The 16,183-nt window shown below is 63.9% G+C and carries 18 protein-coding genes; 8 read left to right on the top strand and 10 right to left on the bottom strand.

The annotated features are described in order from the left end of the window. Positions 1-87: 87 nt before the first annotated feature. From IEV75_RS10490 to IEV75_RS10455, 8 genes are read left to right on the top strand one after another with little or no spacing between them, the layout of a single operon-like run. Positions 88-1,581 (top strand): replicative DNA helicase, encoded by a 1,494-nt coding sequence (locus IEV75_RS10490; protein ID WP_188452515.1) that lies wholly within the window; start codon positions 88-90, stop codon positions 1,579-1,581. Beyond that, the gene (alr, locus tag IEV75_RS10485; RefSeq protein ID WP_188452514.1) at positions 1,547-2,638 is read left to right on the top strand and encodes an alanine racemase; all 1,092 of its coding nucleotides are present in this window, start codon (positions 1,547-1,549) and stop codon (positions 2,636-2,638) included. Before IEV75_RS10490 ends, alr begins: the two co-directional genes overlap by 35 nt. Continuing rightward, complete coding sequence (locus IEV75_RS10480; RefSeq protein ID WP_188452513.1) at positions 2,635-3,408, top strand: MlaE family ABC transporter permease; 774 nt, start codon at positions 2,635-2,637, stop codon at positions 3,406-3,408. Before alr ends, IEV75_RS10480 begins: the two co-directional genes overlap by 4 nt. 8 nt (positions 3,409-3,416) lie before the next feature. After that, positions 3,417-4,166 carry an ABC transporter ATP-binding protein gene (locus tag IEV75_RS10475; RefSeq protein ID WP_373290529.1) on the top strand — a complete coding sequence of 250 codons (750 nt, stop codon included), beginning with the start codon at positions 3,417-3,419 and terminating at the stop codon, positions 4,164-4,166. Between the two features lie 23 nt (positions 4,167-4,189). Continuing rightward, positions 4,190-5,560 carry a DNA repair protein RadA gene (gene radA / locus IEV75_RS10470; protein ID WP_188452511.1) on the top strand — a complete coding sequence of 457 codons (1,371 nt, stop codon included), beginning with the start codon at positions 4,190-4,192 and terminating at the stop codon, positions 5,558-5,560. 10 nt (positions 5,561-5,570) lie between these two features. After that, entirely contained in the window at positions 5,571-6,164 is a 594-nt protein-coding gene (locus IEV75_RS10465; RefSeq protein ID WP_188452510.1) for a CvpA family protein, read from the top strand. A gap of 20 nt (positions 6,165-6,184) precedes the next feature. Then, positions 6,185-7,663 (top strand): amidophosphoribosyltransferase, encoded by a 1,479-nt coding sequence (purF, locus tag IEV75_RS10460; RefSeq protein ID WP_188452509.1) that lies wholly within the window; start codon positions 6,185-6,187, stop codon positions 7,661-7,663. Beyond that, positions 7,660-8,376 carry an SDR family NAD(P)-dependent oxidoreductase gene (locus IEV75_RS10455; RefSeq protein WP_188452508.1) on the top strand — a complete coding sequence of 239 codons (717 nt, stop codon included), beginning with the start codon at positions 7,660-7,662 and terminating at the stop codon, positions 8,374-8,376. Before purF ends, IEV75_RS10455 begins: the two co-directional genes overlap by 4 nt. A 265-nt stretch (positions 8,377-8,641) precedes the next feature. Here the strand turns inward: IEV75_RS10455 and der are convergent, their stop codons facing one another. The 10 genes from der to IEV75_RS10405 all read right to left on the bottom strand — a co-directional run bounded on the left by der (position 8,642) and on the right by IEV75_RS10405 (position 16,072). Continuing rightward, positions 8,642-10,006: a ribosome biogenesis GTPase Der gene (gene der, locus IEV75_RS10450; protein ID WP_188452507.1), complete on the bottom strand. Its 1,365-nt coding sequence runs from the start codon at positions 10,004-10,006 to the stop codon at positions 8,642-8,644. A 23-nt stretch (positions 10,007-10,029) separates the two neighbouring features. Next, positions 10,030-11,445 carry an outer membrane protein assembly factor BamB family protein gene (locus IEV75_RS10445; RefSeq protein WP_188452506.1) on the bottom strand — a complete coding sequence of 472 codons (1,416 nt, stop codon included), beginning with the start codon at positions 11,443-11,445 and terminating at the stop codon, positions 10,030-10,032. Beyond that, positions 11,442-12,200, bottom strand: coding sequence for a tetratricopeptide repeat protein (locus IEV75_RS10440; protein WP_188452505.1), 759 nt, complete (start codon positions 12,198-12,200; stop codon positions 11,442-11,444). The genes IEV75_RS10445 and IEV75_RS10440 overlap by 4 nt, the downstream gene beginning before the upstream one ends. Positions 12,201-12,283: 83 nt before the next feature. Next, complete coding sequence (gene panB, locus IEV75_RS10435; protein ID WP_188452504.1) at positions 12,284-13,111, bottom strand: 3-methyl-2-oxobutanoate hydroxymethyltransferase; 828 nt, start codon at positions 13,109-13,111, stop codon at positions 12,284-12,286. 68 nt (positions 13,112-13,179) lie between these two features. Beyond that, complete coding sequence (locus IEV75_RS10430; RefSeq protein ID WP_188452503.1) at positions 13,180-13,518, bottom strand: hypothetical protein; 339 nt, start codon at positions 13,516-13,518, stop codon at positions 13,180-13,182. After that, a complete protein-coding gene (locus tag IEV75_RS10425) occupies positions 13,515-14,057 on the bottom strand; it encodes an RNA polymerase sigma factor (RefSeq protein ID WP_188452502.1) in 543 nt (180 codons plus the stop codon). The genes IEV75_RS10430 and IEV75_RS10425 overlap by 4 nt, the downstream gene beginning before the upstream one ends. 27 nt (positions 14,058-14,084) lie before the next feature. Continuing rightward, complete coding sequence (locus IEV75_RS10420) at positions 14,085-14,489, bottom strand: DUF6249 domain-containing protein (protein WP_188452501.1); 405 nt, start codon at positions 14,487-14,489, stop codon at positions 14,085-14,087. 44 nt (positions 14,490-14,533) lie between these two features. Continuing rightward, on the bottom strand, positions 14,534-15,118 hold the full coding sequence (locus IEV75_RS10415) for an NnrU family protein (RefSeq protein ID WP_188452500.1): 585 nt from the start codon (positions 15,116-15,118) through the stop codon (positions 14,534-14,536). A 70-nt stretch (positions 15,119-15,188) separates the two neighbouring features. Continuing rightward, positions 15,189-15,743 (bottom strand): HAAS signaling domain-containing protein, encoded by a 555-nt coding sequence (locus tag IEV75_RS10410; protein ID WP_188452499.1) that lies wholly within the window; start codon positions 15,741-15,743, stop codon positions 15,189-15,191. Continuing rightward, positions 15,743-16,072, bottom strand: coding sequence for a PadR family transcriptional regulator (locus tag IEV75_RS10405; RefSeq protein WP_188452498.1), 330 nt, complete (start codon positions 16,070-16,072; stop codon positions 15,743-15,745). The genes IEV75_RS10410 and IEV75_RS10405 overlap by 1 nt, the downstream gene beginning before the upstream one ends. Positions 16,073-16,183: the final 111 nt, after the last annotated feature.

Raw genomic sequence — 16,183 nt, 5'->3', positions numbered from 1 at the left:
GTTTTCCACAGTGCTGGCGAATCATTCCACATGGCGGGACGGCTGAGCGCTCGCATAGCCAGCCCCGATCCGGTATCACCTCTCCCCATGACCGCAGAAACCGCAGACATGAGCTTTGCCAGTGATGGCGGAGACGGGACCAGCCCGCCGCACAATATCGAGGCGGAGCAGGCCTTTCTTGGCGGTCTTCTCTACGATAACGAGATATTCAACCGGGTCTCCGACTGGCTGCTGCCAGAGCATTTTTACGACCCCTTCCATGGCCGGCTCTACGCCAAGGCGCGCGAGCTGATCGGCAGCGGGGCGCTGGCCGATGCCGTCGTTCTGAAGAACCGCCTCGCAGACGATGACGGGCTTAAAACACTAGGCGGGCCGGTCTATCTGGTCGATCTGATGCGCGAGGCGCCCGATAGCGTCAGCGCGCCTGAATATGCCCGCCTGGTCTATGAGCTGGCGTTGCGCCGCGAACTGATCACCATCGGGGAAACCATCTCTTCCCAGGCGCGCGACACCAGCGAGCAGGGCAATGCGTCCAGCCTCATCGAGAGCGCCGAGCGCGAGCTGTTCAGCCTTGCCGAGAAAGGCACGGCGCAGAAAAGCTTCCAGCCCTTCTCCGCTGCGCTGGCCCAATCACTCGAGGTGGCAGCCGCCGCCTATAAGCGCGGGGGCCAGCTGTCCGGTATAGCCTCGGGCCTCAAATCGCTGGATGACAAGCTGGGCGGGCTCCACCGTTCCGACCTTATCATCCTTGCCGGACGCCCATCCATGGGCAAGACGGCGCTGGCGACGAACATCGCATTCGCCGTTGCGCGCGCTGCCGAATTCGAGGAAGGCCCGGACGGCAAGCGCCGCGTCATCAAGGGCAAGGGCGGGGTCGTCGGCTTCTTCTCGCTGGAGATGAGCGCCGAACAGCTCGCTACCCGCCTGATCGCGGATTATACCGGCATTCCCGGCTATCTGATCCGGCAGGGACGGATCGACCAGAACCAGTTTGGCGAGATCAATGACGGTGTCCGCGAGATCTCCGAAGTGCCGCTTTATATCGATGATACGGGTGGCATCTCGATTGGCGCCCTGGCGGCACGCGCACGGCGGCTGAAGCGCACGGTCGGTCTGGACCTTCTTGTGATCGACTATCTGCAGCTGATCACCGGCGGTTCGCGCCGCAGCGAGAGCCGCGTGCAGGAAATTTCCGAGATCACCATGGCGCTCAAATCGCTCGCCAAGGAACTCGATATTCCCGTCATTGCGCTGTCACAGCTGTCACGCCAGGTAGAACAACGCGATGACAAGAAGCCTCAGCTTTCGGACCTGCGCGAATCCGGCTCCATCGAGCAGGATGCTGATGTTGTGATGTTCGTCTACCGCGAGGCCTATTATCTTGAGCGCGCGGAGCCTAAAGAAGGCAGCGAGGAGCATCTTCGCTGGGAAGATGAGATGCGCGAGATCCGCAATCTCGCCGAAGTGATCATTGGCAAGCAGCGCCATGGCCCGATTGGCGCGGTGAAGGTGGCGTTTGACCCTGAGCGGACCAAATTCTCCGATCTTGAAGACTCAGGACGCTATTCCAGCCGCGACTAGCGCCGGCGAGCCGGCGCGCCTTGTGGTCGATCTGGCCGCACTGCGCCACAATTATTCCACGCTCTGCGCACTGGCGCCCGGTGCACGATGCGCCGCGGTGGTAAAGGCCGACGCCTACGGGCTCGACGCCGGCCGGATCGCCTCCACACTGCATGATGCGGGTTGTGATATCTTCTTCACCGCTACGCCTGATGAGGGCGTTGAGGTCCGCCGGGCAGCCGGGCAGGCCTCCACCGTGTTTGTACTCAACGGGTATCAGTCCGGCACTCATGGCTTTCTTGCCAGTCACGGCCTGATACCCGTCATCAGCTCCGCAGACAGCCTGCAGGCGTTTCATCGCGAGGGCGGCGGGCCGTTTGCCCTGCATGTCGATACCGGCATGAACAGGTTGGGACTGACGGTGAGCGAAGCGCTCGACCTGCCCGCAGCGCACAAGGCCGGCTTACAGCTGGTGATGAGCCATCTGGCGTGCTCGGACGTTCCGGATCATCCGATGAACACGCGCCAGCTGGAACGGTTCAGAACGGTCCTGAAAAGCTTTCCCGGCATACCGGCCAGCCTCTCCAACACAGGTGGCGTTCTGCTGGGGCTCGATTATCATTTCGACATCTTGCGCCCGGGGATCGGGCTTTACGGGGTCAATCCCGCGACAGAACAGGCCGCGCCATTCCGGCCGGTCCTGCATGTCGATGCTCCGATACTCCAGATACGTCAGGTGCCGGCCGGTGACACGATCGGCTATGGCGCGCGCTACACGGCACAGAACGAGCGCTCGGTGGCCATTGCCGCGTTCGGCTATGCGGACGGTTTGCCCCGCGCTGCATGGCAATCCGGGACAGCCCGGCTCGGCAACATTGCAGTGCCACTGGCTGGCATGGTGTCGATGGACCTCACGGCGTTGGACATTACCGGCCACGAGGCCCTTGCCCGGGCGAGCGGACGTGTGCAGTTCTACGGAGAAGACCTCGGCCCGGTGGCCGGAGCGTCGGGGACTATCGGCTATGAATTGCTGGTCCGGCTCGGACAGCGGCTGAAACGTGAGTATCGCGGACAATGACACTCTTCAATCCGGTCAGAGCTCTTGGCAGGGGTGTCCTGTCGCTCCTGCGGTCCATAGGCGCTATCGCTATTTTCGCCGGCCTCAGCCTGCGGGCCGTCATCGGGCCCTTCTTCCTGGGCCAGTTCACCCAGCAGCTGGTACGCATCGGCTTTCTGTCGCTGCCCGTAGTGGGCCTGACAGCATTGTTTACGGGCGCGGCGCTGGCACTGAACATCTATGTCGGCGGTGAACGCTTCAACGCGGAAAGTTTCGTTCCCAATATCGTCGCGCTGGGCATTGTGCGCGAGCTGGGGCCGGTCATCGCGGCACTGATGCTGGCAGGACGGGTCTCGTCGGGCATTGCCGCCGAAATCGGGGCCATGCGCGCGACCGAACAGATAGATGCCCTGCATACCCTGACCATCGACCCGATGCGCTTTCTGGTGGTGCCGCGCGTGCTGGCCGGGATTGTGGTTCTGCCGCTGCTGGTTCTGGTGGCCGATATCATCGGCGTGTTTGGCGGGTTTCTGGTCGGCATCACGACACTGGAATTCGACCCCACCGTCTATGTACGCAACTCGGCCGACATTCTGGAACGCTGGGACGTGATCTCCGGCCTCATCAAGGCCGCCGTGTTCGGCTTTCTGCTGACGCTTATGGGCTGCTATCACGGCTATTACGCACAAGGCGGCGCGCAAGGGGTTGGCCGGGCAGCGACGCACGCCGTGGTGTCAGCCGCGATGCTGATATTCGCGGCCAATTTCATCCTCACCTCGATGTTTGTGTAAGGGAGGCGATGATGAGCAGCACAGTCAAAATCGCCTGGAAAAATGTCACCAAACGCTTCGGGAGCAAGACGGTCCTGGACCGCCTCTCGCTGGACGCCAATGAGGGCAAATCGCTGGTCATTATAGGCGGTTCGGGCACCGGCAAGTCGGTGACCATCAAGACCGCGCTGGGCCTGATCCCGCCAGACAAGGGCCATGTGGAGATTGACGGGCGGCGCGTACGCTCTGGCGACCCGTCCGATCCCGGCCTTGACCAGATCGGCATGCTGTTTCAGTCCGGCGCGCTGTTTGACTCGCTGACCGTCTGGGAAAATGTCGCGTTCAAGCTGCTCAAGGCCCGCAAGATGAAGCGCGCCGAGGCACGCGAGCGCGCCATCGAGGCGCTGGAGCAGGTCGACCTGGAACCCGATGTGGCAGGCCGCGCGCCGCGGGAACTGTCAGGGGGCATGCTCAAGCGGGCATCACTGGCACGTGCCATCGTCACCCGGCCTGCTATCCTGTTCTTTGACGAGCCGACCACAGGTCTCGACCCGGTTACGGCAGACGTCATCAACCGGCTGATCGTGCGGCAGGTGAAGTCGCTGGGCGCAACCGCGGTGACGATCACCCACGACATGGCCTCGATGCGCATGATCGCCGACGAGGTGGCCATGATCGAGGACGGCAGGATACGCTGGCGCGGCGGGCTGGACGGTATTGATTCCTGCGCTGATCCGGCGGTATGCGCCTTCGTGCAAGGGCGCTCGATAGACGATTGAAAGCTGCCAGCCGGAGACCTGATTTGGCCCGTTCCGACACTGTCTATGTCTGCCAGTCCTGCGGGGCGGTCCATGCCAAATGGGCCGGGCGCTGCGATGATTGCGGGTCGTGGAACACGCTGCAGGAAGAGACCCAGTCGGCCCCTCTGGGCACGCAGGCCAGCGCGCCGAAGCGCTCAGCCGGGCGCCGCGCGCGCCTGGAACTGGTGGATCTGGGCAGCGCCACCGATGATCCGGCCCGGTTTGAAACCGGCATGGCGGAGTTTGACCGGGTGGCCGGCGGCGGTCTGGTGCCGGGCTCTGCCGTGCTGGTGGGCGGTGATCCGGGTATCGGCAAGTCCACGCTTCTCCTGCAGGCCGCCGCACGCCTGGCCCGGGCCGGACAGCGCGCGGTTTATATCTCCGGCGAGGAGGCCGCCGACCAGGTACGCCGCCGCGCCCGCCGTCTCGGTCTTGCCGATGCGCCGGTGGAGCTGGCAGCCGAAACGTCGCTGGAGAGTATTCTGGACGGGCTGAAAAGCGCGCCGCCCGCGATTGCCATTCTCGATTCCATCCAGACGCTGTGGTCAGACCAGCTGGCCGCCGCGCCGGGCACGGTGGCACAGGTGCGCGCCTGCGCGCAGGAGCTGGTCCGGTTCGCAAAGAAGCGCGGCACGATCGTTATCCTTGTCGGCCACGTTACCAAGGACGGGCAGATCGCCGGTCCGCGCGTGGTCGAGCACATGGTCGATGCGGTGCTCTATTTCGAGGGCGAACGCTCTCACCAGTTCCGCATCCTGCGCGCGGTCAAGAACCGTTTCGGCCCGACCGACGAGATCGGCGTGTTCGAAATGAGCGATGCAGGTCTTGGCGAAGTGGCGAACCCTTCCGCCCTCTTTCTTGATGGACGGGGCAGCGCGGCGCCGGGCGCGGCCGTATTTGCAGGCATGGAAGGCACACGCCCCGTCCTCACCGAGATACAGGCCCTGGTGGCTCCGGCCGCATTCGGCACGCCGCGCCGGGCGGTGGTGGGCTGGGATTCGGGACGTCTTGCCATGGTGCTGGCCGTTCTGGAAGCGCGCTGCGGGCTCGGGTTTGGCGGCAAGGATGTCTATCTGAATGTTGCCGGCGGACTGAAGATTGGCGAACCGGCCGCCGATCTGGCGGTGGCGGCAGCACTGATTTCCTCGGCCTTTGATGTCGCTCTGCCCGCTGAAGGCGTGGTCTTCGGCGAGATCGCGCTATCGGGCGAAGTGCGCAAGGTGGGCCGGGCCGAGGCACGCCTGAAAGAGGCGGCAAAACTCGGCTTTTCGCGCGCGATAGTGCCAGCCGGCGTTGAAGGCGCCGGTCTGGAGGTGACGGGAATCGATACAGTGCATACACTGGTCTCCCGGCTCGACCCGGGACCGCAATAGGGGGATTGCGATGGAAGCCGGTCTGGCAGGCTTTGACCTGTTCGCACTTCTGGTGCTTTTCGTGTCAGGCATTCTGGCGCTCATGCGTGGTTTCGTGCGTGAGGCGCTGACGATTGCCGCCTTTGTCGCAGCGGCGCTGGCTGCCCTGTGGAGCAGGCCTGTCTTTGCGGGCCTGCTTGAGGGGCTCACAGGTTCACCGCTCATAGCCAACATCATCGCGCTCGCGGGCGTGTTCATCCTGGTCTATCTGGCCGTAAGTTTCGTCACCTCGTCCCTGCAGCCCAATGCCAAGGCCGGTGAGGATGTGAATGTGATCGACCGGTCACTGGGCTTTGTGTTCGGGCTGGTGCGCGGGCTGGTCTTGCTGGGCCTGTTCGTCCTGGTGTTCCGCAATACATTGCCCGGAGCGCAGCCTGAATGGCTGCAGGGCGCGCGGATTTACCCGCTGGCCAATGCCACGGCGACATTGTTGCAGCGGCTTGCGCCGGAGGGTTCGTGGGCGGAAGGCGCACGCGAAAGTGAAGCTGAAGATGAGCCGCCCACTGATGAAGACCTTGACCGCGAGGCTCTGGACAGGCTTATCCGGTCCACAAATCCCGATTAGCCGCTTCTATCGAGGTTCGGATGCCCGCATCACCCCCTTTGCCGACCCTCACCTATGACCCGATAGCCGACCGCGCCCGCGAAGAATGCGGCGTGTTCGGGGTGAGAGGGGCCGACAAGGCCGCCGTGCTCGCCGCGTTCGGCCTGCAGGCCCTCCAGCATCGCGGACAGGAGGCGTGCGGCATCACCAGCTACGATAATGGCCGCTTCCATTCAGAGCGCCATCAAGGGCTGGTCGCTGACCATTTCACCGATCCGGCGAGGCTCGACCAGCTCGCCGGCTCGATGGCGATCGGGCATGTGCGCTACTCCACCTCCGGCGCGCCGGTACTGCGCAATGTGCAGCCGCTTTATGCCGATGTGCGCGGCGGCGGGCTCGCAATTGCCCATAATGGCAATCTGACCAATGCGCGCATATTGCGCGAAGAGCTGGTGCAGGCTGGCGCCATCTTCCAGTCCACCTCCGACACCGAAGTCGTGCTGCAGCTGGCAGCCCGTTCGCGCAAGACCAAATCGGCCGACCGGCTGCTGCACGCGCTCAAGCAGGTCGAGGGCGCGTTCGCACTCGTTGCCATTTCCAATGACAAGCTGATCGGCGCGCGCGACCCGTTCGGCATCCGCCCGCTGGTGATGGGCGAGCTGGAAGGCGCGGTGATCCTGGCCAGCGAGACCTGCGCACTGGACATGATCGGCGCACGCCTGATCCGCGAGATCGAGCCGGGTGAGGCCGTGATTATCAGCGATAACGGCATTGAGAGCGTACGCTATGCGCCTGTGCGCCCGCCCCGCCCCTGCGCCTTTGAATACATCTATTTTGCGCGTCCCGATTCGGTGATCGCAGGCCGCTCGGTCTACGAAGCGCGCAAGCGCATGGGCCAGCGCCTTGCACAAGAGACACCCGCCGATATCGATGTTGTCGTGCCCGTGCCCGACAGCGGCATCGCCGCTGCACTGGGCTATGCGGAGACCATCGGCAAGCCGTTTGATCTGGGCATTATCCGGGCTCACTTCGTTGGCCGGACCTTCATCCAGCCAACGCAGGCCAAGCGCGATCTTGGCGTGAAGCGCAAGCACGCCGCCAATGCCGCCGTGCTGAAAGGCAAGCGCGTCCTGCTGATCGACGATTCCATCGTGCGCGGCACGACCTCGAAAAAGATTGTCCGCATGGTGCGCGAAGCCGGAGCCACGGAAGTGCACTTCCGCTCCGCCTGCCCGCCCATCACTCACCCGGATTTCTACGGCATCGACATGCCGATGCGCGAGGAGCTGATGGCGGCCAGCCACGACCCGGAACGCATGCGGGTATTGCTGGAATGCGATTCCCTCGGCTTCCTGTCGGTCGAGGGCCTCTATTGGGCGGTGTGCGATGCGCCGCGCAATCCGGCGCAGCCGCAACTGGCAGACCATTATTTCACCGGCGAGTATCCCACCCGGCTCGCAGACCGGGACCGGGCCAGCTCTGCCAAGGACCAGCAACTTTCCCTGCTTGTGGACGCATGACCGAAAACAATTCCCTCTCCGGGCGCGTGGCACTCGTCACCGGCGCCTCGCGCGGCCTTGGCTATGCCACGGCGAAAGCCCTTGCCGCTGCCGGCGCCCACGTCATCGCGACCGCGCGCACGCGTGGCGGGCTGGAAGCGCTCGATGATGAAATCAGCGCCGCTGGCGGGTCTGTCACGCTGGTGCCGATGGATTTGATGGCGCCAGACGGGATCGAAAAGCTCGCCGAGGCTGTCGCCGGGCGATGGGGCAAGCTGGACATTCTCGTCGCCAATGCTGGTGCGCTCGGCAAGCTGATGCCAGCCCATCAGATACCGTCCAAGACCTGGAACGAAGTGCTGGCGGTCAATCTCGTTGCCCCCGCACGCCTGATCCGCGCGTTCGAGCCGCTCCTTCGCAAGTCCGATGCCGGGCGCGCCGTGTTCATCACCACGTCTGAAGGCGCCAAGACGCGGGCCTACTGGGCCGCCTACGGCGCGTCCAAGGCAGGCCTCGAAGCGCTGGTGAAAAGCTGGGCCGCAGAGCTCGCAGGCGGCACCATCCGGGTGAACCTGCTCGATCCGGGCCGTATGCGCACCGCCATGCGGACCCGTGCGGTACCGGGCGAAGACCCGCAAAGCGTGCCGCTACCGGAAACCGTCACGCCGCTGGTTGTGGAACTGGCCGGTCCAGCAGAGACACGCCATGGGGAAGTGGTGCGGGCCGGGCAGTAACGCTCACTCTGCCGCCCATACACGAATATACCACCAGACCGCGCCCGCCGGACAAGTGCGGTGTGTCGCCTCTTATGACATTGATATGGCGCAGAGTTTGACCCCGCTGGCCGGGGCAGGCGCAGACTTATGCGCCTATGAAGGGCTCCGCCCGCTTGCTTCGAGACGCTTTCTTCGAAAGCCCTCAGCATGAGGACGTATAGTGCTTTTCCCTCATCCTGAGGGCGAACACAGCGAGCGTCTCGAAGGCTCAGGGAAAAGCTCCCTACCCCTTATCTGCATACGGGTTCTTGCCCGCCTTCACGATCAGGCGGATCGGCACGCCCGGCAGCTCAAACGCTTCGCGCAAGCCATTGACCAGATAGCGCTTGTAACTGTCGGGCAGTTTCCCGGCGCGCGACGCCATCAGCACAAAGGTCGGCGGACGTGCCTTGGTCTGGGCCATGTATTTGGGACGGATACGCTTGCCATCGACAGCGGGTGGCGGGTGGCGGGCGACCATCTCGGCCAGCCAGTCATTGAGGTCGCGCGTCTTCACCTTCACCGACCAGTTTTTATGCAGCGCCACGACCGCCGGCATGATCTTGTCGAGGCCAAAGCCGGTAAGCGCCGACACAGGAATTAGCGGCGCACCGCGCACCTGCGGCAGCATGCGCTCGAACTCTTCGCGCAGCTCGGCGAGCTTCGCCTGCTTCTCCTTGACCAGGTCCCACTTGGTTACAAGCACGATCAGGCCACGCCCTTCGCTTTCCACGCGGTCAGCTATGGTCAGGTCCTGCTTCTCGAGCGGATGTTCGGCATCCACCAGCAAGAGAACAATTTCGGCAAACTTAATGGCGCGCAGCGTGTCGGCCGCGCTCATACGCTCCAGCCGGTCATCGACCTTGCCACGCTTCCTGAGGCCGGCCGTATCGTGCAGGCGCACGCGCTGGCCGTCCCAGATCCAGTCAACCGCGATCGCATCGCGGGTCAGGCCCGCCTCCGGCCCTGTAATCAGCCGCTCCTGGCCAATCAGCGTGTTGATGAGGGTGGACTTGCCGACATTCGGCCGCCCTGCCACAGCGATCCGCAGCGGAGCGCCTTCCTCGTCACCGGCATCGGGGGTAGGCGCGTCCGTAATGCCTGCCTCGCCAAGTGCCGCGCGAATGGCCTGGTAGAGATCGCCCATCCCCTCGCCATGCGCCGCAGAGACGGGAATCGGCTCGCCAAGGCCCAGATTCCAAGCCTCCAGAATACCGTCATCGCCCTGTTTTCCCTCGGCCTTGTTGACCAGAAGGATGACCGGCTTGGACGCACGCCGCAAAATCTCGCCAAAGCGCTGGTCCAGCGCCGTGACACCTTCACGGCCATCGATCAGGAACAGGCAGACATCGGCTTCAGCCAGCGCAATTTCGGTTTGCTGGCGCATGCGCACTTCGATGCCGGTTTCCTTGTCCTCATAGCCCGCCGTATCGACAAGCCTCAGATCAAGATCACCCAGCCTTCCGCGCGCCTCACGGCGGTCACGCGTGACGCCCGGCCGGTCATCGACCATGGCAAGGGGCTTGCCCGCCAGACGGTTGAACAGGGTCGACTTGCCGACATTGGGCCTGCCGACTATTGCGATGCTCGCAATGCGCTCAACGGACATGGCCGGTTCCTGTGTACCCTGTCTCAGCGCAGGGCAATGAGCCGGCCGTTATCGGTCACGATATAAACGGTCTCATTGGCAATGACCGGCGCGATGAATACCGGGTCGCCAAGATTGCGCCGCTCCTGAACCGAGCCATCAGCTGGATTTATGATAACAAGCTCGCCGCGTGATGAGGCCACCAGCAGGCGGTTGCCCGCCAGTACCGGACCCGCCCAGGCAATGCGGTCGCGGCGGCGGCGCTCATTGCGGAAGGCTTCCAGCTGCGTGATCCAGGCGACATTGCCCGTCTGGCGCTCGAAGGCCGCCAGCTGGGCATCGCTGGTCATCACAAACAGATAATTGCCGGCAAGCCAGGGCGCATGAAGAGCGCTCGCAGGCTGGGTCCAGTTACGCTCGCCTGTGCGCATGTCGAACGAGGCCATGATGCCCGAGTGGCTGAGCGCATAAACTTCCGTCCCGCCGATAACCGGCGAGCCGGCAATGTCATTGATCGAGGACATGGGCGTAAGGCCGCCAGCGCGCGTGAGCGAGTCGCTCCACAGGACGGTTCCGTTCTGGGCCCGCAGGGCGATCAGCTCGCCGGAGCTGAACGGCGCGACCACGACATCGCCCAGCACGGCAACACTGGGCGCAGTGAGCAGACGCGCGGAATCGGCAATCGCCCTGTGCGTCCACTGTATGTTGCCTGACGTGGCATCAAACGCGATCAGCTCATTTTCGTGGGTGATGGAATAAACGCGTCCATCGGCGACTGTCGGTGCGGCAATCAGTGGCGTCAGCACTGTTTCACGCCAGACTTCCTCGCCCGTCGAGGCGTTGAGGGCAACCAGGAAGCGGCGTCCTGTATGCACGTAGACACGTCCGCCATCGACGGCGATACCGGCCCCGAACGCATAGCGGTCCGGACCGCCGCCCTCGCGTCCAATGAAGGGAATGGGCAGCGCAATGCCGCCACCTTCCGCATCGTCCCGGGCGGTCAGGCGGACCTGCCACTGACGCGCGCCTGTGTCGGCATTGGTGGCGGTTACGCGGCCGTCGCCGTCAACGGTATAGACCGTCCCGTCGAGCACGACGGGGCGGGCATTGATACGCCGGTCGCGGTTTGAGCCTGCACCGATATCAACCCGCCAGATGCGCTCGAGGCTGCCGCGCGCCTGGGTGTGCTGCATGGAATGGGTCGGGAAACCGTCCGGCTGGGGCCAGCGGTCATTCACATAGGCCGGCGGCAGGCTGACCCGCGCATCACCGCTGACTTCAAGGCTTTCGCCAACGCCCAGAACCGGTACGCGCTGGTCACGCGGCGGCGCATTGGGATCCTCTCCTGTCAGCCCGCTGAACGGGTTCAGGCGGGACAGCTGATCCGCCGCAGAACAACCGGCCAGCGCAAAGCTGCCCGCCAGAACCGCCAGCATGGCGATGCGAAGGGTAGAAGTCATTCGACAGTATCCTCTTCCTGTGCGGCGGCGTCTGCCGAATCCGGCGCAGCAGCAGTATCTGCAGCTTCCGCCGTTTCATCAGCGGCGTCTTCAGCCGGCACTTCCTCGGGCGCTTCACGGGCAATCACGGCCAGAGCGTCACGGGCCCGTGTACGCATGGCTTCCGAGGCATCTATGGACAGTTGCACAAATTCATAATGACGGCGCGCCTCGGCCCAGCGCTCGTCGCGCAGGGCCGCCGCACCTATCAGCTCACGCGACAGCAGGGCAAAGCCGCCACCGCCCGAGACCAGCGGGTCAAGCCGCAGAGCCAGATCGTCACTGGACAGAGAGTCAAAGCCCGCCACGGCAGACTGGTAGCGCGCCAGATCGCGAATGAGTGCCACCGGCGAACGCTGGCCAGCCTCTTCATACAGACGTGCTGCTTCCTCATTATTGCCCGCTTCGCTGGCCAGCGCCGCCTGGTGCAGCAGCGAGAGAGTTGCGTAGCCACGCGGACCTTCGCTGACAAGCAAGGCATAAGCATCAGCCGCCTCGGCCGTCTGGCCAGCCTCATGGAGGGCCCGGGCCTCGGCAAACTGCGCGGACGCTTGTGCGCTCTGGCTGTCCTGCCAGGCGCGCCAGCCCTGATAGCCTGCGACGCCAGCAATTACGGCCACAGCTGCGCCGAGCACCCACGGGCCCCAGCTGCGCAGCATCTGCATATAGCGCTCTTTGCGCAGTTCTTCTTCAACTTCGTCGAAAACGTCGACCAAGGCCCGCCTCGCAATTCATGCCAGTTCAATATCCGGCGGACCCTAGCGGCCCTGCCGGGCCGCCGCAATACGCGCGAGCCGCGTTACGGGCGTGTAATGCGGTAGACCTGATCGGGTCCGGGAAAGCGGCGGGCCCGCACGTCTTCGGCGTAAGCCTTGACGGCATCCTCGGTCAGCCCTTTCAGATCGGCGTAGCGCTTCACAAAGCGCGGTGTCCAGTCGAACAGGCCGAGCATGTCGGGGGTCACGAGAATCTGCCCGTCACAGCTGGCCGAGGCGCCGATACCAATCGTGGGGGCGGCCACGGCCTGGGTGAGTTCTGCGGCGAGATCCTCCGCCACGCCTTCCACGACTATCGCAAACGCGCCTGCCGCATCGGCGGCCCGGGCCTCGTTCAGAACGCGCGCCCGTTCGTCATCATTGCGGCCCTTGGCCTTGAAGCCGCCCTCGGCGAGCGCTGCCTGCGGGCGCAGACCCACATGGGCCATGACCGGCACACCGCGATCCACCAGATAACGGATTGTATCGGCGATATAGACGCCGCTCTCCAGCTTCACGGCTTGCGCACCTGTCTCCTGCAGTATCCTGGCGGCATTGGCGAAGGCCTGCTCAGGTGAAACTTCGTAACTGCCAAATGGCATGTCCACGACAACCATGGCGCGGCGGGCCCCGCGCATCACGGCCTGACCGTGCAGGATCATCATGTCCAGCGTGACGGGAATTGTGTTGGGAAGCCCGTGCACGACCATCCCTACCGAATCGCCAACAAGCAGCACATCGCAGTGCGGGTCCAGAAGACGAGCAGCCGGGGCATCGTAAGCCGTCAGGCACACCAGCGGTTCGCCGCCCTTGCGGGCCCGGATGTCCGGAACGCCAATGCGTTTTGCCGGGGCAGGGTTCTGTGCGGACATCGTCTCACTCCGTAGGTGGCATCTCCCCTCACGCTAGCCCAAGTTCGCAATTGCACAAATTGCCCGTCTCACCAGGTCAGGTTTCCTCGCCGGAAAAGCACCAGTGTCACCGCTGCAAGTCCCACGGCCACAATGCCCATGGCCAGTGCCTGGGCCCCCATCGTATCGATTGCCGCAACACCCAGGCCGCCAGCGATCATATCCATGGCCAGCACCAGCTCAGGAAGCTGAAAGCCCGCTATCAGAACCCCCAGCAAGCCCGCCAGCGCCAGAATGGCCGGCCGCAGCCAGGGCGCGCGCGGCAAGGCGGTGAGCACGCCTGCAGTGAACGCAGGGTCAGGCCCCGGTGACGCAGCTGCAAACAGGCTGCGCAAATCCTCGTCGAAGCGCTCATCTGGCCGCGTCATGCTGCACTCTCCTGTCTATCAAACCAGTCCTTCAACCGGGCGCGGCCGCGGGTGACGTGGGATTTCACTGTTCCAAGCGGCAGGCCCGTAATGCTGGCTGCATCCGAATGACTGAGCCCGGCCGCATAACACAGCACGACGCAGTGGCGTTCGTCATCGCCCAGCATGGCCAGAGCGCGGTCAAGGTCTACCCGGCTGCCGGGCTGGCCGGGAGAGGATGCAAGCTCTGCCGGCTCGCGCGCGGCGGCATCCAGCAAGCGCTGGCGCGACTTTTCCCGGCGCAATCCCATCAGAAACCGGCTGTAGGCGATCTGGCACAGCCAAGGCCTGAAACTGCCCTGGCCGCGATAGGTCTCGATGCGCCTCCACGCCTGTACGAATGTTTCCTGCGCGAGATCATCAGCCTCCGGCGCGCCGCCTGTCAGGCGTGCCAGCAATCCCCGCACCACGCCCTGATGGCGAGAGACCAGCATGGCGAAGGCGCGCCGGTCTCCGCCTGCTGTCACGCGCGCCACCAGCGCTTCGTCGGTATCAGTCATGGCGCGCTGCCCGTATTGTTGCGCTCCTCAATCGGCCGACCTGCCGGGATGTCTTTTCTGGAAAAGCCCGAAAGCGGCCAGGACCAATCCGATGAAGCCCGGTATCGCCGCGATACCGGCAAAGATGAAGGTAAGCGAGGGATCATCATTTTCCGCCGGGATGGTATGGCCGAACATGGCGCCCATCACCACCAGTCCCACAGCCACCGCGACAAGGATCAGGCCTGACTTCAGGTCATTATCCTGACCCTGCTTTTTTGGTGCGCCCAGCGCCTTGATGGCATCCGCATCGAGTGTCTTGCCCTGACGCAGGGCCTCGCGGACGGTTTCATGCAGATTGAACCGGTTGATGACCGCAGCGCCCACCGCGATGAGTACAATCATCACGCCTGCCAGAAAGAAGGCGATCGGTATGAGAATATCTTCGTCCATGTCAGTCTCCCATTGGCACCCGCCTGCCGGGCACCCGATGAAGACTAGATGCCTGGCGCGTAGGGATCGGATGCAAATTCAACCACTGCGACGCCAAATAACTGCATGTGGAACCAGGCCAGCAGTCCGGCAGCTACAAGACCGATGATTATGGCCACGGCATCGGCGGACCATTTTCCCTCGGTTGCAAAACTGCCGCCGCGCGCATAGGCGCCGATAACGGTGAGCAAAGCCCAAACGGCAAAACTGCCGAAGAGGATGACGCTCGCGATCTCGCCATTGGCCAGAAGGTGTGCGACTGCCCAGACCAGAACGCCAAGCGTCATCGGGTGACGCACGCCCGAACGGATATGCCCCGGAACATAGGCGGATACGATCAGGATGATGCTGACGGGCACCAGCACGAGCGCCAGCGTGCGCGTCCATTCAGGCGGCGCCCAGACGGCCATGGACGGGTGAGCCAGGATGTGGCCATACACGATGAGCGCAAGGCCGATGGCACTGACAAGCGAGTAGACAATCGAGTATGCGCCCTGCCCCATCGCCGCGATCATGGGCCCGCGCAATCCGACAAGGCGGACAGAGTGAATTCCCAGAAACAGTACGAGCCCGACAATCAGGAATTCCATCAACCCGCTCCCAGTGACGTGAATCGTCCCTGTGCAACCCTAAGGCAAACGGCCGGCAACTGGCACCGGATTATCGCGCGCCCGGCAAAGGTACCGGCCGGGATGAGGCTTTCAGGTAACGGCGCACCTCGCGGATGGCGGCTCGCGCCGACACATAGCTGAGCAGGGCAGTCGCCAAGGCTGCGGACATCGACGCCAGTGACAGCCAGGCGCCGGCCAGCTCCTGCGCCCGCGAGGTCATGCCTGCAAGCCCGAAATAGACCGCACCGGTCGCCGGATTGACCCATATCCCGAAGGCGGGCACCAGGATGTCGATTATGGCGACGGCAACAAAGGCAACGGCCAGCAGGCCCATGACCACACTGCCAAGAAAACTGCCCGCTGCCGTCCAGACATTGCGCTCTTCCGTGCCGGCGGCTGCCTGGTCCTCGAGGAACTGGCAGGCGTAGGTTTCGGGTGTGCCGAACGCGGCAAGTGTGGCTTCGAGACGGCCCGCCTGTGCGCTTGCCTCCAGATGTGTGTAGGCCTCCTGGACGATGTCGCTTCGATCATCCTCCGGGAGCGCCTTCAACGCTGTACGCAAGGCATCCGCGTAGGCGGTTATGTCGTGCTGTTGCTTGCCCATTATGCCCTCACGATCAGATTGAGCTGCGTCTCGAACTCGCTCCAGAACGCAGCCATGCCTTCAACGGCCCGCCGGCCTGCCGGCGTCAGCGAATAATATTTGCGCGGAGGCGCGTTGTCATTGACTTCCCACCGGGCCTGCAGGCGTCCATCCGACTGCAGGCGGCGCAACAGGGGATAAACCGTCCCCTCGGAAAGGCCCACGCTGTCTGCTCCGGTCAGGCGCGCGACCAGTTCCACGCCATAAAGTTCTCCCTCGCGCAAGGCCGACAGGACCGCAAATTCGGCTGCGCCCTTACGCATCTGGGATTTCCAGGAATCGAGATTCATTGACCGCCCGCACGCCATACGCCCTTCCCGCACCTATCTAGCGGGCGCCCGGCCTGTGTGGCAATCGCACCGGGCCTGAAGGGGCAGTATGGAAACGGGCTGCGCCATAAT

Origin of the sequence: Glycocaulis albus, from assembly GCF_014639075.1 — a bacterium.
Lineage (GTDB): Bacteria > Pseudomonadota > Alphaproteobacteria > Caulobacterales > Maricaulaceae > Glycocaulis > Glycocaulis albus.
Note: the sequence above shows the minus strand (reverse complement) of the source record. Positions and strands in the feature narration are given on the sequence as shown.